The following is an 18,387-nucleotide window of genomic DNA, read 5'->3' on the forward strand; positions in this document are numbered from 1 at the left end:
TGTGCCTAGGTTGTGTCTTAAGAGCACGGATTAGGAGCGAACGATGCCTCTCAGTTATGTCAACTTTCGCGGCGACAAGGTGTTGATTGCCTCGCTCGGAGGTCCAGCCAAAAAGGCCGCACCGAAGAAGAAGGCGGCGGAGTACCACAAAGGATGGGTCGTGCTGGGGGTTGATCCCGAGCGCGTCATCAAGGCGCAGGAAGAGCACGAATACCACAGGCTGCGCCAACGGCGTGAAGGCGCGTTTGATGCCGACAAGTGGATCAAGGATGCCTCGCTCAAGCCTGCGCGCACGAAGCCTTTCGAGGTGGAGTCGTCCGCCTATCAATGCGCCGAGTTGGCCCGCAAAGCCGGCTGGCACCGCGTCACTGTCCGTTGCCTTTCGAGCGCCGCATGAGCACATCCCCCTTCAACTGGCGCTCCACGCCCATCCAAACCCCCCTGCGCAAGCTGGACCAGGCCAAGCGCATTCAGATGGGCGCCTCCCGCGCTGCACGGGCTCGCGGCACTGCTGCTCACTACCGCGTGCGGCCGATTGATCCTGTTCGCGCCGAGCCGTATTTCAAGAGGGCTGAGTAAGTGGCTCGTATCCGCACCATCAAGCCCGAGTTCTTCACCAGCGAAGACATCGTGAACCTGTCTCCACTGGCTCGTCTGCTCTACATCGCCATTTGGTGCGAGGCAGACAAGGAAGGCCGGTTGGTGTGGAAGCCCGTCACGTTCAAGCTGCGGTACTTCCCGGGCGACAACTGCGATATCCAGGCGCTGTGCGACGAGATCGTGTCTACGGGTCTCGTGGTGCTGTATGGCCAGGGCTATGCCCATATCCCTGCCTTCAAGGCTCACCAGCACATCAACCCGCGTGAGTCTGCTTCGCAACTGCCCGATCCACAAGAACAAACGACGCGTCAACCACGCGTCGGCACGCGTCAACCACGTGACAGTGACGCACAGGGAGGAAGGGAAGGGAAGGGAAAGGAAGGAATACGCGACGCGTCGCGTGACGAGCCTGACGGCTTCGTTCGTTTTTGGAAAGCATGGCCGGATACCGACCGGAAACAAGCCAAGGGCAAGTGCCTGGAGGCTTGGAAAAAGGCGAGCGCTGAGCGTGACGCTGCGGTGATCCTGGCTCATGTCGAGCGAATGAAGACCTCGCCAAGCTGGACGAAAGACGCCGGGCAGTTCGTTCCTGCGCCGCTGGTGTACCTCAACCAAAAACGGTGGGAGGGTGCCAACGACGACACCACCCCCGCCCAGCAGGTGAGCTTCGTATGACCGGCGAGAAGCCTTTGCTTCAACTCCGCCGTGCTGGGCACAAGCCCCGTGCCGTGTGGGTCGTGGATGGCGAGGGCTTTTCGGCTCGGTCGTGGCACGAACACCCGCAAAGCTGGACGCGGGAGTGGCAGCCCGAGATCGAGATTGCAGAGGACGACATCCCGGAGGCGCTGGATCTTCGCGTTGTCGTCGGCATGGTTGTGTTGGCTCAGTGCTTCCGCAGCCCGAGCCGGGCAAGGCGTCTGCATCAGGCCCTGATCGCGGCCAATGCGAAGACGGTGGTGACAACGATTCACACGCAGGAGGGCGTGGAAATGCTGACTCATGGGGTGACGAATGGCTGAGATTTTCAGCACCGAGGACGTGGACTTCGCGCAGTACGAGCGCGAGACCGACGCGCAGCAGAAGGTCAAGCCCGCATCCGTTTGGATGCAGGAGCTGATCGAACGCATCAAGAACCCCGTGCGGCCGAAGCGCACGCTGATGCCCTGGCGCAAGACGCACGGCCTGATTGCGTTCCGCCCGGGCGAGGTGACGCTGTGGGGTGGCGCGAACGGCAACGGGAAGTCGCTGGTGACTGGGCAGGTTGCTTTGTCGCTGTGCGCGCAGATGCAGCGCGTCTGTGTGGCCAGCTTCGAGATGAAGCCCATGAAGACGCTGGAGCGCATGGCCAGGCAGTATGCGGGAGAGAACCCGGACCACCCCGCGTTCCGCGGCAACGCCGACGCAATCGAGCTGCTGGTGGGCGCCTATGGCGAGTTCTCTGCGTGGTCCACCGACAAGCTGTGGCTGTACGACCAGCAGGGCACCGTGACCGCAGATCAGGTCTGTGCAGTGGCGCGCTACTTCGCGAAGGAGAAGCAGGGTCAGCACTTCTTCATCGACTCGCTGATGAAGTGCGTCAGCGGGGAAGACGACTACAACGGCCAGAAGGCGTTCGTGGATCAGCTCACGTCCATCGCGCGGGATTACGGCATGCACATCCACCTCGTGCACCACATCCGCAAGCCGCAGAGCGAGGACCACAAGCCTAACAAGTACGACTACAAGGGTTCGGGCTCGATCACCGATCAGGTGGACAACGTGATCAGCGTGTGGCGCAACAAAGCCAAGGAGCGCGACCGCGAAGCCGGCAAGGAGGTGGACGAGGCTAAGAACCCCGACACGCTGCTGATTTGCGACAAGCAGAGAAATGGCGAGTGGGAAGGAAACATCGGCCTCTGGTTCCACCGCGACAGCCAGCAATTCGTGGGCATGGCCAATGACGAGCCCATTAAGTTGTTCCTCCACCCCGAGGACTGCTGACCGCCTACAGCGTCAGCTAAATCACATGGTCCACATGCTCAAGGTCTGCCCCTACCAAGGAGCCAAGGTCTACATGTGGAGCAAGGCAAAGAACCTGGCTCATGAAGAGCCGGATGTGTACGGGGAGCTTCCCCGGTTGCTTGAGAACGCGATGAAGGAGAAGTGAGATGCAAAAGAAGGTTCCGACCGTTTTTATCGGAGTGCGTGTTGAAGCCGAAGTGCTGGCTGAAGAAATTTTCACAAGCCTTGAACGTGAGGACTTGTTCAGCCTGATCGTCCAACTGGATGAGCGAGTGGCTGACTATGAGTTCACCGAATCACTGGTGAAGCACTTCACCGAAGCGCTTGCCAGGGAAGACGAAGCCGCAAGGGAGTTGTGATGGCAAAGATCAAGTGGAAGGTGCAGTACCGCAAGAGCCGGAAAGGTCGCTGGCTCAACATCTGGCCGATGCATGCCACCCGCAAGCAGGCGCGCGCTTCTGGCGTCTTTGAGCGCCAGTTTCACGGCTTCGGTAACACCCGCGTCGTAGCGGTGAGGGGGAAGAAGTGATGGGCGCCGAACTTGCTGATCTTGAACTGGCCATGCATGCGTTTCGCATGATGCGCAGCGGTCGGTACAAGAAGGCCGACCAGCTCTTCAACGACCTCAAGGGCGAGTTTCCCGACATTCCTCCTGAGCGTCTGCGCGCGGTGTTGGCTCGGCTCGCGCGAAAGCTGCTGGACGTGGAATGACCGACTCCACCTACACCCACCGCACTGTGGTCCTGATGGCAGAGCAGGCAGCCAAGGCCGGACTGCCGCATATCGGCGCATGCCCGTTCTCGTGGAAGTTCCAGCCCGAGAACATGAAGCTGTGGATGGATACCTACACGGCCAAGAGGGCAGAGATGGAGGCGGAGAAGGAGCTATGACCGAGACCGTAAAGCTCACCCTCTTCAACGCCCAGCAAGGCCACCAGGCATTCACAAGGGCATGGGAATGGGCCAAGGCTCATCTCATGGCAGAGCACCGCCTGACGCTGGAGGTGAAGCCGGAGAAGCGCTCCGATGCGCAAAACCGCAGGCTATGGGCGATGCTGACCGACATCAGTGAACAGGTCGAGTGGTACGGCCAGAAGCTCACGCCCTTGGAGTGGAAGCACGTTTTCAGTGCAGCCCTTAACAAGCAAAAGGTCGTCCCGGGCCTGGACGGCGGGTTCGTGGTGCTGGGCCTGTCCACGTCAAAGATGACGAAGGGCGAAATGAGCGACATGCAGGAGCTGATGACTGCATTTGGCGCTGAGCGTGGCGTCGTGTTCAAGGATGGGGAAGAGTGATGGCAACAGTAACTGTTTGGCTATTGCTTGGCATTGGTGGCACACAGGGCATGGCAATGGTTCCGACGGTGCCAATTGAGCGTTTCGCTACGGTCGATGAGTGCCAACGGATTCTGAGAGTGATTCAAGAGACGGGCTACAACGCCCGCCTGCGCTGCATTCAGGCGACCGTGCTGCGCCCATGACCCCCTTCAACCCAAAGCCCCGCCCCTGCAAGCACTGCGGCAAGCCCTTTGCCCCAGTCCGCCCCATGCAGTCTGTCTGCTCCCCACGCTGCGCCGCGCAGAAGGTCAAGGCCGACAAAGCCCAGGAGCGCGCACAGATCAGGACGCGCAAGGAGGCGATCAAGACCATTCCCGTGCTGCTGCGCGAGGCCCAAATCGTCTTCAACGCATGGATCAGGGAGCGCGACAAGCACAGGCCCTGCATCTCGTGCGATGCGCCTCCGCCCGATCTGTCCGGGTTGCATTCGGGGCGTGATGCTGGGCACTACAGAAGCGTTGGCAGCGCAAGCCATCTTCGATTCCACGAAGACAACGTGCACGGCCAGTGCGTCGAGTGCAACCAGTGGAAGTCGGGCAACGCCGTCGATTACCGCATTGGCCTTGTGAAGCGCATTGGCATCAATCGCGTTGATGCACTCGAAAGCAACAACGAGCCCCACAAGTGGACACACGACGAGCTGCGCGCCATCCGCGACACCTACCGCCAGAAGCTGAAGGAGATGAAGAAATGCTAATTGATTGCAAAGACGAGTTGACTCCCTGGTTTCGCCCCGATGTGACGCCGGCGCGTAAGGGTGTCTATCTCACTCGATGTAACTGGGGTGGCGGTGAGTGGTTTCAGTACTGGACAGGCCGCCGTTGGTCGGTAATTGCCTTCAATCCCGCCGACGCGCATGAAGATAGATCGCGCCCATCTACTGTCAACCAAAAACCGTACTGGCGCGGCCTCGCAAAGGAGTCCAAGAAATGCTGACCCGCACAGAACGAATCCTTCTGGCCCTTCAAAACGGCCCCATGACCGTCAAAGACGCCATGGCCCACCTCGGATGCGAGGAGAAGGAGGCAAGAAATGCCCTGGCCAACCTGCAGGAGAACGGCCGGGCGCGAGCTGAGCGAAAAGGCAGGGTGTGCGAATACCGGATCACAGAGACAGGGCGGCAAAAGATAGAGGACTTGCAGCACGACCAGGCCGACAAGACGCGACGCACTGCGGCGCTGTTCAAGACGGCTGAGCGGCCGAGGTTCATTGGAGGGATGCGATGATGATGGCGCACGAGTTCGACGTCCTGGACGATCTTCTGTCCCGCTGGCACCATTGGATGAAGGGCAAGCCCCTCAACGGCGCCGATCACGTCGCTGATCCAACGTTCAAGGAGGCCAATACCCGAGGGACATGGGACTCGGCATCGGAGATCCTCGACCGCGAGCAGGAAGCCAAGATCATGGCTACGGTGGATTTCCAGGTCAGCGGGGACTCACGAGGGCAGGGCGGAATGGCTGAGCCCTATCGCTCGGCGATCTACTGCTTGGCGCGGAACTGCTACACCGGCCGCAAGGTGTGGATGAGCCCCAGGCTCCCGAAGGACGCCCAGGAGCGGGGAGTGGTGATTCTGGAGGCCCGGAACATCCTCACGCGCCGGCTGATGGCTGCCGGTGTCATGTAGTGCTTGCGCGGCGACAAATTTCTGATATTCTCCGCGCCGTGGTGGGCGTGGTGCGTCCAGAAAAAGCCGCTCGGGAGTGATCCGGACGGCTTTTTGCTTGAGAGGAACCCATGACGACGATCACCATCTGGCTTCTTGTTGCAATGGGGCCGAACTTTGCCCCAGCTCAACCTATTGAGCGGTTTGCCGAGGCGGCTCCGTGTCAAGCTGCCGCGAATGCGCTGAACAGCTTGACCGGGCTGAAAAATCCGCTGCACCACTGTGTGCGCATGGATCGGGTTGTGGCAGCCTCGCGCAATGAATAGGCTGTCACGCCGCTAGTTGTCTCCTCATCCCTTTCTCTGGGGTTGCCCGGCTGTCTCACGATGGCCGGGCTTTTCTATTTATGGCTCGTCCAAGCTCTTACACCGAAGAGATCGCCCAGCGCGTGATTGACGGACTGTCGGATGGGCAGAGCCTGCGCAAGGTGTGCTCCGCCGACGACATGCCGGATCGCACCACCATCATGCGATGGATGGACGAGCGGGCTGAATTCGCCGCCAAGTGCGCGCGCGCGAGGGAGGTCGGCACCGATGGCATTCATGACGACATGGAAGACATCGAGGATCGCACGCTGTCTGGCGAGATCGATCCGCGTGTTGCCAACGTAGTGTTGTCTTCCAAGCAATGGCGGGCATCGAAGCTGGCCCCGAAGAAATGGGGCACCAAGGTTGACCTAACCTCCAGCGATGGAAGCATGAGCCCGCGAGGCGCCAAAGAACTGACCGATGACGAACTCGCGCGTATCGCCGCAGGAGGCAGCCCAGGAGCTGCTGATCAGGCGTAAGGCCCGAGCCGACATCCTCCGATACGTCAGTGCGATAGACGTTCCCGGCCGTCCGGTAGGCGATGACCAAGACGGTGAAGTGTTCAGGCCGGTGGAATCGGTCCTGGCGCATCACCACCGTATCCTGTTGCAGGAGCTGATCGAGGTTAGCAAGACGCCGCACGGCCGGATGATGGTCTTCATGCCCCCGGGTAGTGCGAAGAGCACGTATGCCTCGGTGGTGTTCCCCTCCTACTACCTGGGCGGGAACGAGAAGCGCAGGCTGATCCTGGCGAGTTATGGAGATGACCTGGCCCGCAAGATGGGCCGGCGCACGAGGTCGATCATCAAGCAACCCCGATACGCCGGGGTGTTCGGCTGTGGATTGACCTCCGAATCTCAGGCGGCGCAAGAGTTCGCGCTGACCAATGAGAGCGAATACATGGCCTGCGGCATCCTCTCTGGGATCACAGGCAATCGCGCTCACGGCATCATCATTGATGACCCTATCAAGGGGCGCGAGCAAGCGGACTCGGAAACGATCAGGCAGAAGACCTGGGACGCCTACGAGGACGATCTAAAGACGCGTTTGATTCCTGGCGGGTGGATCGTGTTGATCCAGACGCGCTGGCATGAAAACGACTTGGCCGGCCGCATCCTGCCTGAGGGCTGGAATGGTGAGTCGGGCGTCATCCGATGCAGGGATGGCAACGATTGGCGGGTGTTGTGCCTGCAGGCCAAGTGCGAGGTTGATAACGACCCGCTTGGACGAACGAGGGGCCAGTACCTCTGGCCGGAGTGGTTTGACGCCAAACACTGGGCGCAGTTCGAGCAGAACCCCAGGACGTGGAACGCGCTGTATCAGCAGCGTCCGAGTCCTCTGGACGGCGACCTGTTCAAGCCCGATCAGATCAAGGTGATCGACGCCATTCCGGCCGGGAATATCAAGTGGGTGCGCGGCTGGGACTTGGCCAGCACCACGGACGGGGATTGGACCGTCGGCCTGAAGTTGGGCCGCACGGACGATGGGCGTTTCATCATCGGCGATATCCGGCGCATGCGTGTCGGACCTGATGAGCGAGACGCCGCGATGGTCAACACCTCCTCAATGGATGGCCGGTCGGTCAAGCAGTCGATCCCGCAAGACCCAGGGCAGGCGGGCAAGACGCAGGTTCTGTACCTGACCCGCGCAATGGCCGGGTCGAGCGTCATCAGCTCCCCGGAGTCCGGCGACAAGATCACACGCGCTGAGCCAGTGGCCGCCCAGGTGAATGTGGGCAACGTGTCCATGATCCGGTCGGACTGGAATCAGCCCCTTCTCAACGAGTTGCGGAGCTTCCCCAACGGGACGAATGATGACCAGGTGGATGCGCTTTCGAGGGCGTTTGCCGAGCTGATCGCGCCCCGCAAATCGTTCTTCGGATAGCAATGTTCAACCTCTTCCGCAAACCTGCTGCCGCGCCGAAGGAAAGGGCGCCCAAGGTGGGTTTCTTCTCGACCCATTCGGTGATCGAGGAAGAGGGTCGGCCGAAGTTTGCCGACTGGCTGGCCAACGTGACGGCCAAGATGCCGAAGGTTGTGCCTGAAGGCGCAATGGACGACAGCTCGGGCGCCGTGACACTCAAGATGCAGTCGCAGCCCCAGGCGATCAACGAACTGTTGGCGATGTGGTACGCCAGCCAGTCGTTCATCGGTCACCAGCTGTGCGCCATCCTGTCGCAGCACTGGCTGATCGACAAGGCATGCTCCATGCCTGGCCGGGATGCGATCCGACAGGGGTTCGATGCGGTCAGCGTGGATGGGGATGATCTCCCCCCTGATTCGCTCAAGGTGCTGCGCCAGTACGACCGCAAGTACAAGCTTAACTGGAACCTAGAGCAGTTCATTCGGATGGGCCGGATCTTCGGTATCCGCATCGCGCTGTTCAAGGTCGAATCGACCGACGCGGAGTACTACGTCAAGCCGTTCAATCTGGATGGCGTGACGCCTGGAAGCTACAAGGGGATCGTTCAGGTCGATCCGTATTGGTGCGCTCCTGAGTTGGATCAGGCATCGGCTTCCATGCCGGACTCGATCCACTTCTACGAGCCGACGTTCTGGATCATCAACGGTCAGCGGTATCACCGTTCGCACCTCGTGATCTTCCGCAACGCCGAGCCCCCGGACCTGCTCAAGCCGATGTACCTCTACGGTGGTGTGCCGGTCCCGCAGAAGATCATGGAGCGGGTGTACGGGGCTGAGCGGACCGCGAACGAAGCCCCGATGCTTGTGCAGACGAAGCGCACGAATGTCTGGCTCACGGACATGGCGGCTTTCATCACCAAAGGTGATGAGGCTATTGAGCGGCTTCAGGACTGGGTCCGCTACCGTGACAGCTTCGGTCTGAAGATGGGCGACAAGGAAGGCGACGAGTTCCAGCAGTTCGACACGTCTCTGGCTGATTTGGACGCGGTGATCATGACCCAGTACCAGATCGTGGCCGCTGCAGCCAACGTGCCGGCGACCAAGCTGCTGGGCACGACGCCGAAGGGTTTCAACGCCACCGGGGAATACGAAGAGGCCAGCTACCACGAGGAGCTGGAGAGCATCCAGACGCACGACCTGACGCCGTTCATTGAGCGTCACCACGCGCTGGTGCAGAAGTCGTTCATCAATGGCGAGCAGATCGAGACGACCGTCTCCTGGCGCCCGCTGGACACGCCGACTGCGAAGGAACTGGCCGACACCAACCTGGTGAAGGCGCAGACGGGCGCGGCCCTGATCGGCGCGGGTGCCCTGAGCAGCGAAGACGAGCGCCGCCGCATCGCCACGGACCCGGACAGCGGCTACAACGAATTGGGCCTGGACGACCTGCCCGTGCCCCCCGACGATGGCGACGACGACCAACCTGATTAAGGGTGGCGTGCTGCGGCCTGCGGTGGACATCCAGCAGGAGTACGCGACCCCCATCCTGACGCTGGTCCGAAAGATGGGCGACGAGGTCAAGCGCGAGGTGCGCCGCCTGTTCTCTGAGTCAAGCTTCCACGCGATGGACGACGACAAGGGGGGTGGGGATGGCTATGGAAACATAGCATCCCAGGCCCGGATCGCCGTCAACGGCCTGATCGACAAATACGAGCCCCTGTTCCGTCGTATGGCGAAGAGGGCGACTAAGCGGATGGTTAACCGCACGGTCAAGAACAGTGCTGTCACGCTGGGGATGTCACTCAAGGAGATGTCCAAGGACGTCAGCCTTTCGACGGACTTCATCGATGAGCGGATCAGGGAGATCGTCAATGCCAGCACGGCCGAGGCGGTGAGCCTGATCAAGCTGATCCCGCAGAAGTACCTGAGCGAGGTTCAGGGCGCGGTGTCGCGGTCGATTGCGTCGGGGACGGGACTGCAGGAGCTGATCTCGTTCCTGAATGAGAAGTACGACCAGAACATCCGCCACGCTCGCAACGTGGCGATGGACCAGACCCGCAAGGTCTACAGCAATGTGAACGCCGCGCGCATGCAGGCGCTGGGCGTGAAGAAATTCGAGTGGGTGCACACGGGAGGTTCCCAGCATCCACGCAAGGACCATCAGGAGCTGAGCGGCAAGGTGTTCAGCCTGGATGACCTGCCTGTCATTGGCGTGATGTACGGCAACGAGGTCCGAGGCAAGCCCGGAGATCTGCCTTACTGCCGCTGCACGATGCGGCCCATTGTTTCGTTCGAGGATTGACATGGAAGAGCAGACCCGCAGCGCCGCAGGAGTGATGTACTCCGCTGGCGGCCGTGTGCTGCTGCTCAAGCGGTGCGCTGATTCGGTGCACGGCGGTACGTGGGGATTCCCCGCTGGCGGCATTGAAGAGGGCGAGTCCCCAGCCGAAGCCGCAGCGCGCGAGTCGGAAGAAGAGGTTGGGTTTCGTCCTTCTGTCCTGCGCCTGCTCTCGGAGGGAGAGGGCTTTACCCTCTTCGCAGCAAACGACGTGTTTTCGCCCGTCCTGAACGACGAACACGACGGCTACGTGTGGGCGCCGGTCAATGACCTGCCTACGCCGCTCCACCCGGGTGTCCAAGAAGCCATTGAGGCGGCGTCCAACGCCGTAGCGATGGACAAGACCGCGCGAGAACTGGACATCAACGGTTGGCCCGAGATTCGCGCCAACCCTCTGTCCAAGGTGGGCGTGTACCCCTATGCCGGCCGGTCCATCCCTGGCGCCGAAGAGCCGGACCGCATGTACATGGTCTATCGCCCGGCAGAAGAGCTGGCCGACCCTGACTGCATCGCCTCGTTTCGCCTCCTGCCGTGGATTGACAACCACGTCATGCTGGGCAGCGAAGAGGCTGGATTGATGCCTGCCGAGCGCAAAGGCGTGCAGGGCGTAATCGGTGAAGAGGTGTTCTTTCAGGAAGACACGCTCTACGGCAATTTGAAAGTTTTCTCCCAATCCCTGGCAAACCTGATCGAGGCCGGGAAGAAGGAGTTGTCCTGCGGATACCGCTGTGTCTACGAATGGACGCCTGGCACCTACAAGGGCCAGCCGTTCGACGTGATCCAGCGCCGCATCCGCGGGAATCACCTGGCTCTGGTTGAGTCGGGGCGAATGGGGCCAGAAGTCGCAGTTCTGGACGGCTCCGCTCTCGATCATTTCACGTTCACCCTTGACTCAAAGGATGTAAGCATGGCTGAAGAAACCAAGGACGGCGGCGAAGCTGGGGGCGGCATGTCCCTGGAAGACGCCGTGAAAGCAATCGAGCAACTGATGCCCGCCATCGAGATGGTGCGCAAGGCTGCTGAATCGAAGGTCGACGCCGAGCCCGCCCCCGCGGCTGTGGTCGACGCCGAGCCCGAGAAGAAGGACGAGGAAGAGAAGAAGGAAGCGCCCGCCATGGACGCGGCCGAAGTCTTCAAGACCTTCTCCAAGCTGGCCAAGCAGCGCGACACGCTCGCCGAGCAGATCTCGTGGCACGTCGGCACGTTCGACCATGCCGACATGACGGTGGAAGAGGTCGCCCAGTACGGCCTGCAGAAGCTGAACATCAACGCCCCCAAGGGCCAGGAAGTCGTCTTCCTCGGCGCCTACCTCCAAGGCAAGGGCGATCCCAAGCAGGCGAAGACCGTCAAGTCCGACGCCATGGACGCGAAGTCGTCGAACAGCTTCGTCACCCGCCACCTGAACAAGGAGTAAGGTCATGGCATTCCAATCGACCATCAACGTCAACCTGGCGTTCGGCGTTCCCGGTGAACTCATCGAGGAAGGCCCGCAGCGTGCTGAATCGCTGATCATCAACAGCAACGGCGGCACGAACACCGTCGGCTTCGCCTTCACCAAGTCGGCCTCCACCAACGTCGCCAAGGTCGGCGGCACGATCAACCAGGGCGCTGCCAGCGTCACCGGCTCGATCAGCGGCACGACCCTGACCGTGACCGCTGTGTCTTCGGGCACGCTGGGTGTCGGTCAGACCATCAGCGGCTCCGGCGTGACCGCTGGCACCACGATCACCGGCTTTGGCACGGGCACGGGCGGCACGGGCACCTACACGGTGTCTGCTTCGCAGACCGCCTCATCCACCACCATCACCGCGACGGGTGGTGCTGCGGTGTTCGCCGGCATCCTTTCCAATCCGAAGGTGTACGCGTCCATCGGCACGACCTCGGGCCCGCTGGCTCCGACGCTGAACCTGCCGGACAACACCCAGGGCGAATTCCTCACCATGGGCAACATCGTCGTGAGCGTCACGGGCGCCGCCAACATCGGCGACCAGGTGCAATACGACATCGTCACGGGCGCGCTGTCCTGCGTCGCTCCGGGCGCCTCGGCATCGGCGGGCAAGGCGCTCGTCCCGAATGCGAAGGTGTGGCGCTTCCCCACCGCGGCGACCGGCCTGGTTGCCATCATGCTGACCAACTGATCAGGGACGGAAGATCATGAACAAGAGCATCGAACACAGCCACATCGGCCCGCGCGATGTCCGCCCCGTCGTCATGACGCAGGCGGATGTCGCCGATTACCGCGAACTGCGCCAACTGGGCATCAACTTCGGTCCCGGCATCGTGTCCAAGATGGCCAAGGCCATGGACAGCTTTGCCATGGACGACCAGCAAGGCGGCATCACCACGCCGTCGATCACGACCCCCATCCAGTTCCTGCAGAACTGGCTGCCGGGCTTCGTGCGTGTGGCTACCGCCGCCCGCAAGATCGACCAGCTGGTCGGCATCACCACGGCTGGCTCCTGGGAAGACGAGGAAGTCGTGCAAGGCGTGCTGGAGAACATCGGCAACGCCCAGCCGTACGGCGACTACACCAACGTGCCGCTGGCAAGCTGGAATGTCGAGTTCCAGCGCCGCACCGTCGTTCGCTTCGAGAAGGGCTTCAAGGTCGGCAACCTGGAAGAGGCCCGCGCTGCCCGCATCCGCGTGAGCACCGCCGCCGAAAAGCGAGCCTCTGCGCAGCTCGGCCTGGAGATCACCCGGAACCTGGTCGGCTTCAATGGCTACAACTCGGGCACCAACCGCACCTATGGATTCCTGAACGACCCGGCGCTGCCGGCGTACGTGACGGTGGCCACCGGTGCCAGCTCGTCCACCCAGTGGTCCACCAAGACCTTTCTGGAGATCACGGCCGACATCCGCGAGGCTGCCGCTGCCCTGCAGACCCAGTCGCAGGACACGATCAACCCCGAGGGTGTGGACATCACGCTTGCGGTCCCGACGGCCTGCTATCAGTACCTGTCCACCCCCGCGGTCTACGGCGCCATGTCGGCGCGCCAGTGGATCAAGGAGACGTACCCGCGCATGCGCATCGAGTCGGCCCCCCAGCTGAACGCGGCCAACGGCGGCGCGAACGTGTTCTACATGTACGCGGAGCAAGTGGACGACGGCGCGAGCGACGACAGTCGCACCTGGGTGCAGGTGGTGCCGGCCCGCTTCCAGGCCCTGGGCGTGGAAAAGCAGGCCAAGGCGTACCTGGAAGACTACGCGAACGCGACGGCTGGCGTGATGCTGAAGCGTCCGTACGCCGTGGTTCGCCGCTCCGGCATCTGATCCTTTCGGATCGCCTCCTGGGCCTCTGTGGGCAACCACAGGGGCCTTTTCATTTGTGTGCCCCGGGCTCGGGGCTGTTGAAAGGCTCCAAATGGCCGGCAAGAAGATTTACGTTTTTTCCACCCTCGCCAACGACCAGAAGTACACCAACTGGGCTGACGGCGGCGGCGGCACCAACATCGAAACCGGCTCCGTCCTCATCCGTGGCGGCGCTGGCGTGGCGAATGAGCGCATCATCACCCCGCTAGGCGTGTCGACCGAGATCGATGAAGACCAGTTGGCGATTCTCGAAAAGAACAGCGACTATCAGCGGCATGTGAAGCTGGGCTTCATCAAGACCCAGGCCAAGCACTCCGACCCCGAAAAGGTTGCTGCCGACATGAACCGAGCGGATGCGTCCGCGCCGCTCACCCCGACCGCTGTTGCAGAGCTGGGGGAAGTGGACGCCCGGGACTGACCTGTGGACCACGCTCTCGACATCGCGGCATTCCGGGCCATGTTCCCGGAGTTCGCCGCATCCCCTGCCGACACCACGCTGCAAGCGTATTGGTCTATGGCGACGGGCTTCATGTCCTCGACGGACGGCGTGATGTTGAATGGCGCATCCCTTCAGCTGGGGCTCAACCTGCTGACGGCGCACATCGCCAAGATGCTGGGCGGGGCTGCGACGGGCTCCGTTGCACCTGGCCCGGTCACTGGCGGCTCGGAAGGGTCGGTGAGTTCGTCCTTTGCTGCCCCCCCGACTAAGAGCGGGTGGCAGTTCTGGCTGTCCACCACGCCCTACGGCCTTCAACTGTGGGCGCTGCTGCAGGTCCAATCTGCGGGGGGCTTGTACGTCGGCGGTCTTCCTGAGACTGGCGCTTTCCGCAAGGTCGGAGGTATCTGGTGAAGTCGCTCAACTTCGACAAGATCGAAGCGCGCATCGCCTCGATCCCCGAGAGCTTTGACGACAAGGTCGCCCAAATGGGGTGGTTCGACTCGGCCCGCTACCCGGATGGCACGCCTGTTGCCTATGTGGCGACGATCCAGGAGCATGGTGCCCCTGAAGTCAGCATCCCCCCTCGTCCCACGATCAAGCCCACTATTGAGAGCCGAAAGGCCGATTGGGTCAATCTGCTGGCCAGCGGTGTCAAGGCTGTGGCACAGGGCAAGATGACCGCCGACGAGGTGCTGGAGGGTGTGGGCCTGCAGGCTGCCGGCGACATTCGCAAGGCCATTGCTGCCATCAGCAGCCCTCCGCTGAGCCCGACAACCATCCTGCTGCGCAAGTGGCGCCGAGAAGGTCGCACGATCACCGGCAAGACGGTCGGGGAGGCCGCTGCCGCGGTGGCTGCTGATCCGAGCCTGATTGCTGGCGAGAACGCCAAGCCCCTGAACGATACCGGCCTGCTGGTCGCCACGCTGACGAACGCTGTAGGCAAGGCATGATCAACCTGCGGGCTATCGCCAACTCTGCAATCCAGCAGATCAACCCGAACATCATGGGAACGCTGCTGCGGTCCACTGGGTACACGACCCAGCCCGGGGGAAAGCGCGTGCCGACGTTCGACACGTTGACTGGCGAGATTCAGGTCCAGGCCATCGGCGCAAAGGATCTGGAGCACATGAACTTCCTGAACATCCAGGGAGTGATGCGGCTGGTCTACATCTGGGGCAACTGGGCCGGCGTTGTCCGAGCGGACCAGAAGGGTGGTGACATCCTGCAGTTTCCCCAGGTTCCGGGTGCTGAGGTTCAGGATTGGCGCGTGGTCAACGTCAAGGAGACGTGGCCCACCTGGTCCAGCGTCATTGTCGTCTTGCAGAGCCCCGCATCATGATCGTCACGCCGACGCAGAACGACCTGTTCGTGAAGCTGCAGACGTTCGTGATGGATGTTCTGTCTCTGGATGGCGAGAAGGTCATCCAGGGCATCGACAACGGCGTGCCCATGCCGCTGGGTGGGTTCGTGGCGATGACCGAGGTAGGTCGCACCCGTCTCGCCACCAACACGACCCGATACATCGACAGCTCGCCCACGATGGCGAAGGAATCGACACAGGCAACGAAGGTCAGTTTTCAGCTGGATTGCTACGGCCCCGCGTCTTCGGACTGGGCGGCGATCCTGGCAACGCTGCTGCGCGATGAATACGGGTGCATCGCACTCGCGCCCGTGATGCAGCCCCTGTTCACCGACGAGCCGCGAATGATGCCGCTGGTCGATGGTGAGCAGCAGTACGAACAGAGGTGGATGGTCCTGGCAGAGATGCAGGTCAACGCCACCGTCTCCAGCCCCGTGGAGTTCTTCGATCAGGCCCAAATCGGGCTGGTCGAGGTCGATTCCTCCTTTCCTCCCGCGCCGCTGATCACATCCTTCGGGGGTCAGTTGGTCGAAACCTTCGCTGGCCAGCCCATCGTGAGCGGCACGCTTGAAGGGTAGCCCCGCCAGACTTGGCCACCCAGCCCGCCGAGTGCGGGCTTTTTTCTTGGAGCATTGAATGACGATCCCCGCAAGTTACTTTGTGGACGTTCTGCCGTCGGTAATTGGCGCGGCAGGTAGTGCCATCGACCTGAACGGCGTCATGCTGACCCGCAGCACTTACGTGCCGATTGGCGCCGTGCAGCAGTTCGCCACGGCGGATGATGTGGGGAAGTATTTCGGCCCGACGTCAAACGAGAAGGCAAAGGCTGACATCTACTTTCTTGGCCCCGATGGGAAGACCAAGACGCCCGGCCGGCTGTACTTCGCTCAGTACCCGTCGGCAAACGTGGCGGCCTATCTGCGCGGCGGGTCGATGGCGGCAATCTCGCTCGACACCCTCAAGACCTACACCGGCACGCTGACCATCGTTGCCGATGGTGTGTCGAAGACGTCCAGCTCCATCAACCTGTCGAGCGCAACGAGCTTCAGCAACGCTGCGTCGATCATCACGGCAGCCTTCACGACGCCGGGGTTTGCTGTCACCTACGACGCGACCCAGCAGGCGTTCGTCGCAACGTCCTCGACCACGGGCGCGTCCTCGACCATGGCGTTCGCCGCGGGCACCATTGCCGCTTCTCTGAAGCTGACCAGCGCAACGGGCGCGGTGACGTCCCAAGGCGCGATTGCTGGTGTGCCCGCGACCAACATGGACGCCATTAAGGCCGCGACCCTGAATTGGGCGACGTTCACCACGCTATGGGAGCCCGATTTGGCCGAGGCAGAAGCGTTCAGCGCCTGGTCCAACTCTCAAGGCGAGCGCTACGCCTACGTTGGCTGGGACACGGACATCAACGCCGCCACGTCGGGCAGCACGACCACTTGGGGCGCCTACCTCAAGGCCGGCAATCTGGATGGCAGTCTGCCGATCTACGGGCCGTCGGAGCACGCGGCATTCGTCATGGGCTGGGCCGCATCGCTGGACTTCGACCGCTTGAATGGATCGCAGACGCTCGCCTACAAGCATCAATCCGGCCTCCTGCCGTATGTGACCGATGCCTCCACGGCGCAGGCCCTGGAAGACAACGGGTACAACTTCTACGGTGCTGCGGCAACGGCCAAAGACAGCTTCGTGTTCATGTTCCCGGGTTCTGTGTCTGGAAGCTGGCTGTGGGCACAGCCCTACTTCAATCAGATCTGGTTGAACGCCAACTTCCAGTTGTCCATGCTGACGCTGCTGATGAACATCAACAGCGTCCCGTACAACGTCGATGGCTATGCGCTGGTGGAAGCCGCGCTTCTCGACCCCATCAACAAAGCCAAGAACTTCGGCGCCATCCGCGCCGGCATCAATCTTTCTTCGGCACAGAAGGCGCAGATCAAGACGATCCTTGGGGTTGATGCGTCGCCCGCCATCTACGCCAAGGGCTGGTATCTACAGATCGTGGATGCCACGGCCGACATCCGCGTTGAGCGCCGCAGCCCTTCGATGACGTTCGTGTATACCGACGGCGGATCGATTCATCGGCTCAACCTGGCCTCCATCGCCGTTCTCTAAGGAGCTGAAATGTCGATCACCGCTGCAAACTCGACGTTCTATCTGTCGATCCAAAATCTCTACCCCACCCCCCAGCGACTGCAGGGCTATTCGTCGGACGATGCGTTTACGACGGAAGCCATCGACATGGCCGAAACGGTGATGGGTGTGGATGGCTACATGTCCGCAGGCTTTGTGTTCAACGCCACGCCTCAGACTGTGGTCCTCATGCCCGACAGTCCGAGCCTGGACCTGTTCGAGCAACTGCAGAGCGCGACCAAAACAACCCGCGAGGTCTACCGCTTGGATGCGACGGTCTGGTTGCCTGCCATAGGCAAGAAGTACACCCTGACCAATGGCGTGCTGCAGCAGGCCCCGGCCATCGCTGCCGTGAAGAAGACCCTTCAGCCGCTGACGTTCCGGCTGATGTGGGAATCGGTCATCGCTGAGCCCTTCTGATGGCCCGTCGCACACTGAACTGGACGGCCACTGACGGCCGCGACAAGGGCAAGCGCTTCCTGCTGACCGAGATGAGCGCGCGCGAGGCCGAGAACTGGGCTTTGCGCGCTCTTCTGGCGCTGGGCAAAAACGGCATCGAGATCCCCGACACCGCCTTCGATGCGGGTATGGCAGGCATTGCTCGTGTTGGCCTGGGCCTGTTCCTCAAGGCCGATCCCGTGACCGCCGCCAACCTGCTGGACGAGCTGATGGCCTGCGTGCAGATCCAGCCCGACCAGCGCAACCCCAATGTGTCCCGTCCGCTGGTGGACGACGACACCGAAGAAGTGCAGACCCGCATGAAGCTGAAGATTGAGGTCTTCAAGCTGCACACGGATTTTTCGATGGCCGTCGCCCCCTCGACATCGGGCCAGGCGCCGGCATAAGTGGCCCCCGCCTGATCAAAGCGCCCAACGTCCCCGCGACGATTGCCCTGGTGGTGCAGTCGAAGCTGGCGACCTATGCCGAGCTGGACACGTCACTCGGCATCATGGACCTGCATGACCTTCTGGAGATTCATGCGGTCCATCTGTACAACCAGCAGCAGATAGACGAGTTCAAGAGTAGGCCCTGACC

The 18,387-nt window shown here is 61.8% G+C and carries 31 protein-coding genes; all 31 read left to right on the top strand.

What is annotated here, in order from left to right:
• Positions 1–43: 43 nt before the first annotated feature.
• The 31 genes from ACT54X_RS08375 (at position 44) to ACT54X_RS08525 (ending at position 18,385) form a co-directional block, all read left to right on the top strand.
• Positions 44–397 carry a hypothetical protein gene (locus tag ACT54X_RS08375; protein ID WP_476345978.1) on the top strand — a complete coding sequence of 118 codons (354 nt, stop codon included), beginning with the start codon at positions 44–46 and terminating at the stop codon, positions 395–397.
• Positions 394–579 carry a hypothetical protein gene (locus ACT54X_RS08380; protein ID WP_476345980.1) on the top strand — a complete coding sequence of 62 codons (186 nt, stop codon included), beginning with the start codon at positions 394–396 and terminating at the stop codon, positions 577–579. Before ACT54X_RS08375 ends, ACT54X_RS08380 begins: the two co-directional genes overlap by 4 nt.
• Complete coding sequence (locus tag ACT54X_RS08385; protein ID WP_476345982.1) at positions 580–1,275, top strand: hypothetical protein; 696 nt, start codon at positions 580–582, stop codon at positions 1,273–1,275. It begins immediately after the preceding gene.
• Positions 1,272–1,619 carry a hypothetical protein gene (locus tag ACT54X_RS08390; protein ID WP_476345984.1) on the top strand — a complete coding sequence of 116 codons (348 nt, stop codon included), beginning with the start codon at positions 1,272–1,274 and terminating at the stop codon, positions 1,617–1,619. The genes ACT54X_RS08385 and ACT54X_RS08390 overlap by 4 nt, the downstream gene beginning before the upstream one ends.
• On the top strand, positions 1,612–2,580 hold the full coding sequence (locus ACT54X_RS08395) for a DnaB-like helicase C-terminal domain-containing protein (RefSeq protein ID WP_476345986.1): 969 nt from the start codon (positions 1,612–1,614) through the stop codon (positions 2,578–2,580). Before ACT54X_RS08390 ends, ACT54X_RS08395 begins: the two co-directional genes overlap by 8 nt.
• A 25-nt stretch (positions 2,581–2,605) precedes the next feature.
• Positions 2,606–2,746: a hypothetical protein gene (locus ACT54X_RS08400; protein WP_476345988.1), complete on the top strand. Its 141-nt coding sequence runs from the start codon at positions 2,606–2,608 to the stop codon at positions 2,744–2,746.
• A 1-nt stretch (position 2,747) separates the two neighbouring features.
• Positions 2,748–2,960, top strand: a complete 213-nt coding sequence (locus ACT54X_RS08405) for a hypothetical protein (protein WP_476345990.1) — start codon at positions 2,748–2,750, stop codon at positions 2,958–2,960.
• On the top strand, positions 2,960–3,130 hold the full coding sequence (locus tag ACT54X_RS08410; RefSeq protein WP_476345992.1) for a hypothetical protein: 171 nt from the start codon (positions 2,960–2,962) through the stop codon (positions 3,128–3,130). Before ACT54X_RS08405 ends, ACT54X_RS08410 begins: the two co-directional genes overlap by 1 nt.
• Positions 3,130–3,312, top strand: coding sequence for a hypothetical protein (locus ACT54X_RS08415; RefSeq protein ID WP_476345994.1), 183 nt, complete (start codon positions 3,130–3,132; stop codon positions 3,310–3,312). The genes ACT54X_RS08410 and ACT54X_RS08415 overlap by 1 nt, the downstream gene beginning before the upstream one ends.
• Positions 3,309–3,491, top strand: coding sequence for a hypothetical protein (locus ACT54X_RS08420; protein ID WP_476345996.1), 183 nt, complete (start codon positions 3,309–3,311; stop codon positions 3,489–3,491). Before ACT54X_RS08415 ends, ACT54X_RS08420 begins: the two co-directional genes overlap by 4 nt.
• Positions 3,488–3,895, top strand: coding sequence for a recombination protein NinB (locus ACT54X_RS08425; protein WP_476345998.1), 408 nt, complete (start codon positions 3,488–3,490; stop codon positions 3,893–3,895). The genes ACT54X_RS08420 and ACT54X_RS08425 overlap by 4 nt, the downstream gene beginning before the upstream one ends.
• A gap of 181 nt (positions 3,896–4,076) precedes the next feature.
• Positions 4,077–4,634 carry a recombination protein NinG gene (locus tag ACT54X_RS08430; protein ID WP_476346000.1) on the top strand — a complete coding sequence of 186 codons (558 nt, stop codon included), beginning with the start codon at positions 4,077–4,079 and terminating at the stop codon, positions 4,632–4,634.
• 232 nt (positions 4,635–4,866) lie between these two features.
• A complete protein-coding gene (locus ACT54X_RS08435; RefSeq protein WP_476346001.1) occupies positions 4,867–5,163 on the top strand; it encodes a hypothetical protein in 297 nt (98 codons plus the stop codon).
• On the top strand, positions 5,160–5,564 hold the full coding sequence (locus ACT54X_RS08440; RefSeq protein WP_476346003.1) for a hypothetical protein: 405 nt from the start codon (positions 5,160–5,162) through the stop codon (positions 5,562–5,564). Before ACT54X_RS08435 ends, ACT54X_RS08440 begins: the two co-directional genes overlap by 4 nt.
• Before the next feature lie 110 nt (positions 5,565–5,674).
• Entirely contained in the window at positions 5,675–5,869 is a 195-nt protein-coding gene (locus tag ACT54X_RS08445) for a hypothetical protein (protein ID WP_476346005.1), read from the top strand.
• 80 nt (positions 5,870–5,949) lie between these two features.
• Positions 5,950–6,390, top strand: coding sequence for a terminase small subunit-like protein (locus tag ACT54X_RS08450; RefSeq protein ID WP_476346007.1), 441 nt, complete (start codon positions 5,950–5,952; stop codon positions 6,388–6,390).
• Positions 6,332–7,795, top strand: coding sequence for a phage terminase large subunit (gene terL / locus ACT54X_RS08455; protein ID WP_476346009.1), 1,464 nt, complete (start codon positions 6,332–6,334; stop codon positions 7,793–7,795). The genes ACT54X_RS08450 and terL overlap by 59 nt, the downstream gene beginning before the upstream one ends.
• A gap of 2 nt (positions 7,796–7,797) precedes the next feature.
• Positions 7,798–9,264, top strand: a complete 1,467-nt coding sequence (locus tag ACT54X_RS08460; protein ID WP_476346011.1) for a phage portal protein — start codon at positions 7,798–7,800, stop codon at positions 9,262–9,264.
• Positions 9,239–10,075, top strand: a complete 837-nt coding sequence (locus tag ACT54X_RS08465) for a phage head morphogenesis protein (RefSeq protein WP_476346013.1) — start codon at positions 9,239–9,241, stop codon at positions 10,073–10,075. The genes ACT54X_RS08460 and ACT54X_RS08465 overlap by 26 nt, the downstream gene beginning before the upstream one ends.
• A 1-nt stretch (position 10,076) precedes the next feature.
• Positions 10,077–11,525 (top strand): DUF2213 domain-containing protein, encoded by a 1,449-nt coding sequence (locus ACT54X_RS08470; RefSeq protein WP_476346014.1) that lies wholly within the window; start codon positions 10,077–10,079, stop codon positions 11,523–11,525.
• A gap of 4 nt (positions 11,526–11,529) precedes the next feature.
• Positions 11,530–12,249 carry a structural cement protein Gp24 gene (locus tag ACT54X_RS08475; protein WP_476346015.1) on the top strand — a complete coding sequence of 240 codons (720 nt, stop codon included), beginning with the start codon at positions 11,530–11,532 and terminating at the stop codon, positions 12,247–12,249.
• Between the two features lie 16 nt (positions 12,250–12,265).
• Complete coding sequence (locus ACT54X_RS08480; RefSeq protein WP_476346017.1) at positions 12,266–13,381, top strand: major capsid family protein; 1,116 nt, start codon at positions 12,266–12,268, stop codon at positions 13,379–13,381.
• Between the two features lie 91 nt (positions 13,382–13,472).
• Complete coding sequence (locus tag ACT54X_RS08485) at positions 13,473–13,838, top strand: hypothetical protein (RefSeq protein ID WP_476346018.1); 366 nt, start codon at positions 13,473–13,475, stop codon at positions 13,836–13,838.
• A 3-nt stretch (positions 13,839–13,841) separates the two neighbouring features.
• Positions 13,842–14,270, top strand: coding sequence for a DUF4054 domain-containing protein (locus ACT54X_RS08490; RefSeq protein WP_476346020.1), 429 nt, complete (start codon positions 13,842–13,844; stop codon positions 14,268–14,270).
• On the top strand, positions 14,267–14,809 hold the full coding sequence (locus ACT54X_RS08495) for a hypothetical protein (protein WP_476346022.1): 543 nt from the start codon (positions 14,267–14,269) through the stop codon (positions 14,807–14,809). Before ACT54X_RS08490 ends, ACT54X_RS08495 begins: the two co-directional genes overlap by 4 nt.
• On the top strand, positions 14,806–15,198 hold the full coding sequence (locus ACT54X_RS08500; RefSeq protein WP_476346023.1) for a hypothetical protein: 393 nt from the start codon (positions 14,806–14,808) through the stop codon (positions 15,196–15,198). Before ACT54X_RS08495 ends, ACT54X_RS08500 begins: the two co-directional genes overlap by 4 nt.
• Positions 15,195–15,797 (top strand): phage neck terminator protein, encoded by a 603-nt coding sequence (locus tag ACT54X_RS08505; RefSeq protein ID WP_476346025.1) that lies wholly within the window; start codon positions 15,195–15,197, stop codon positions 15,795–15,797. Before ACT54X_RS08500 ends, ACT54X_RS08505 begins: the two co-directional genes overlap by 4 nt.
• A gap of 58 nt (positions 15,798–15,855) precedes the next feature.
• Positions 15,856–17,334 (top strand): DUF3383 domain-containing protein, encoded by a 1,479-nt coding sequence (locus ACT54X_RS08510; protein WP_476346027.1) that lies wholly within the window; start codon positions 15,856–15,858, stop codon positions 17,332–17,334.
• A 9-nt stretch (positions 17,335–17,343) separates the two neighbouring features.
• Positions 17,344–17,772, top strand: a complete 429-nt coding sequence (locus ACT54X_RS08515; protein ID WP_476346029.1) for a phage tail fiber protein — start codon at positions 17,344–17,346, stop codon at positions 17,770–17,772.
• Positions 17,772–18,197, top strand: coding sequence for a hypothetical protein (locus ACT54X_RS08520; RefSeq protein WP_476346031.1), 426 nt, complete (start codon positions 17,772–17,774; stop codon positions 18,195–18,197). Before ACT54X_RS08515 ends, ACT54X_RS08520 begins: the two co-directional genes overlap by 1 nt.
• 53 nt (positions 18,198–18,250) lie before the next feature.
• Positions 18,251–18,385, top strand: a complete 135-nt coding sequence (locus tag ACT54X_RS08525) for a hypothetical protein (RefSeq protein WP_476346033.1) — start codon at positions 18,251–18,253, stop codon at positions 18,383–18,385.
• The last annotated feature ends 2 nt before the right edge of the window (positions 18,386–18,387 follow it).

The organism is Pseudacidovorax sp. DMC4 (genome assembly GCF_056314265.1).

Excerpts from the sequence above, each read along its gene's own strand:
- ACT54X_RS08485 (WP_476346018.1), top strand. The coding sequence starts at position 13,473 with ATGGCCGGCAAGAAGATTTACGTTTTTTCCACCCTCGCCAACGACCAG.
- ACT54X_RS08480 (WP_476346017.1), top strand. The coding sequence starts at position 12,266 with ATGAACAAGAGCATCGAACACAGCCACATCGGCCCGCGCGATGTCCGC.
- terL (WP_476346009.1), top strand. The coding sequence starts at position 6,332 with ATGACGAACTCGCGCGTATCGCCGCAGGAGGCAGCCCAGGAGCTGCTG.
- ACT54X_RS08375 (WP_476345978.1), top strand. The coding sequence starts at position 44 with ATGCCTCTCAGTTATGTCAACTTTCGCGGCGACAAGGTGTTGATTGCC.
- ACT54X_RS08510 (WP_476346027.1), top strand. The coding sequence starts at position 15,856 with ATGACGATCCCCGCAAGTTACTTTGTGGACGTTCTGCCGTCGGTAATT.
- ACT54X_RS08415 (WP_476345994.1), top strand. The coding sequence starts at position 3,130 with ATGGGCGCCGAACTTGCTGATCTTGAACTGGCCATGCATGCGTTTCGC.
- ACT54X_RS08400 (WP_476345988.1), top strand. The coding sequence starts at position 2,606 with ATGGTCCACATGCTCAAGGTCTGCCCCTACCAAGGAGCCAAGGTCTAC.
- ACT54X_RS08460 (WP_476346011.1), top strand. The coding sequence starts at position 7,798 with ATGTTCAACCTCTTCCGCAAACCTGCTGCCGCGCCGAAGGAAAGGGCG.
- ACT54X_RS08440 (WP_476346003.1), top strand. The coding sequence starts at position 5,160 with ATGATGATGGCGCACGAGTTCGACGTCCTGGACGATCTTCTGTCCCGC.
- ACT54X_RS08450 (WP_476346007.1), top strand. The coding sequence starts at position 5,950 with ATGGCTCGTCCAAGCTCTTACACCGAAGAGATCGCCCAGCGCGTGATT.
- ACT54X_RS08475 (WP_476346015.1), top strand. The coding sequence starts at position 11,530 with ATGGCATTCCAATCGACCATCAACGTCAACCTGGCGTTCGGCGTTCCC.
- ACT54X_RS08505 (WP_476346025.1), top strand. The coding sequence starts at position 15,195 with ATGATCGTCACGCCGACGCAGAACGACCTGTTCGTGAAGCTGCAGACG.
- ACT54X_RS08445 (WP_476346005.1), top strand. The coding sequence starts at position 5,675 with ATGACGACGATCACCATCTGGCTTCTTGTTGCAATGGGGCCGAACTTT.
- ACT54X_RS08405 (WP_476345990.1), top strand. The coding sequence starts at position 2,748 with ATGCAAAAGAAGGTTCCGACCGTTTTTATCGGAGTGCGTGTTGAAGCC.
- ACT54X_RS08410 (WP_476345992.1), top strand. The coding sequence starts at position 2,960 with ATGGCAAAGATCAAGTGGAAGGTGCAGTACCGCAAGAGCCGGAAAGGT.
- ACT54X_RS08425 (WP_476345998.1), top strand. The coding sequence starts at position 3,488 with ATGACCGAGACCGTAAAGCTCACCCTCTTCAACGCCCAGCAAGGCCAC.
- ACT54X_RS08390 (WP_476345984.1), top strand. The coding sequence starts at position 1,272 with ATGACCGGCGAGAAGCCTTTGCTTCAACTCCGCCGTGCTGGGCACAAG.
- ACT54X_RS08470 (WP_476346014.1), top strand. The coding sequence starts at position 10,077 with ATGGAAGAGCAGACCCGCAGCGCCGCAGGAGTGATGTACTCCGCTGGC.
- ACT54X_RS08420 (WP_476345996.1), top strand. The coding sequence starts at position 3,309 with ATGACCGACTCCACCTACACCCACCGCACTGTGGTCCTGATGGCAGAG.
- ACT54X_RS08500 (WP_476346023.1), top strand. The coding sequence starts at position 14,806 with ATGATCAACCTGCGGGCTATCGCCAACTCTGCAATCCAGCAGATCAAC.
- ACT54X_RS08465 (WP_476346013.1), top strand. The coding sequence starts at position 9,239 with ATGGCGACGACGACCAACCTGATTAAGGGTGGCGTGCTGCGGCCTGCG.
- ACT54X_RS08520 (WP_476346031.1), top strand. The coding sequence starts at position 17,772 with ATGGCCCGTCGCACACTGAACTGGACGGCCACTGACGGCCGCGACAAG.
- ACT54X_RS08430 (WP_476346000.1), top strand. The coding sequence starts at position 4,077 with ATGACCCCCTTCAACCCAAAGCCCCGCCCCTGCAAGCACTGCGGCAAG.
- ACT54X_RS08380 (WP_476345980.1), top strand. The coding sequence starts at position 394 with ATGAGCACATCCCCCTTCAACTGGCGCTCCACGCCCATCCAAACCCCC.
- ACT54X_RS08435 (WP_476346001.1), top strand. The coding sequence starts at position 4,867 with ATGCTGACCCGCACAGAACGAATCCTTCTGGCCCTTCAAAACGGCCCC.
- ACT54X_RS08395 (WP_476345986.1), top strand. The coding sequence starts at position 1,612 with ATGGCTGAGATTTTCAGCACCGAGGACGTGGACTTCGCGCAGTACGAG.
- ACT54X_RS08515 (WP_476346029.1), top strand. The coding sequence starts at position 17,344 with ATGTCGATCACCGCTGCAAACTCGACGTTCTATCTGTCGATCCAAAAT.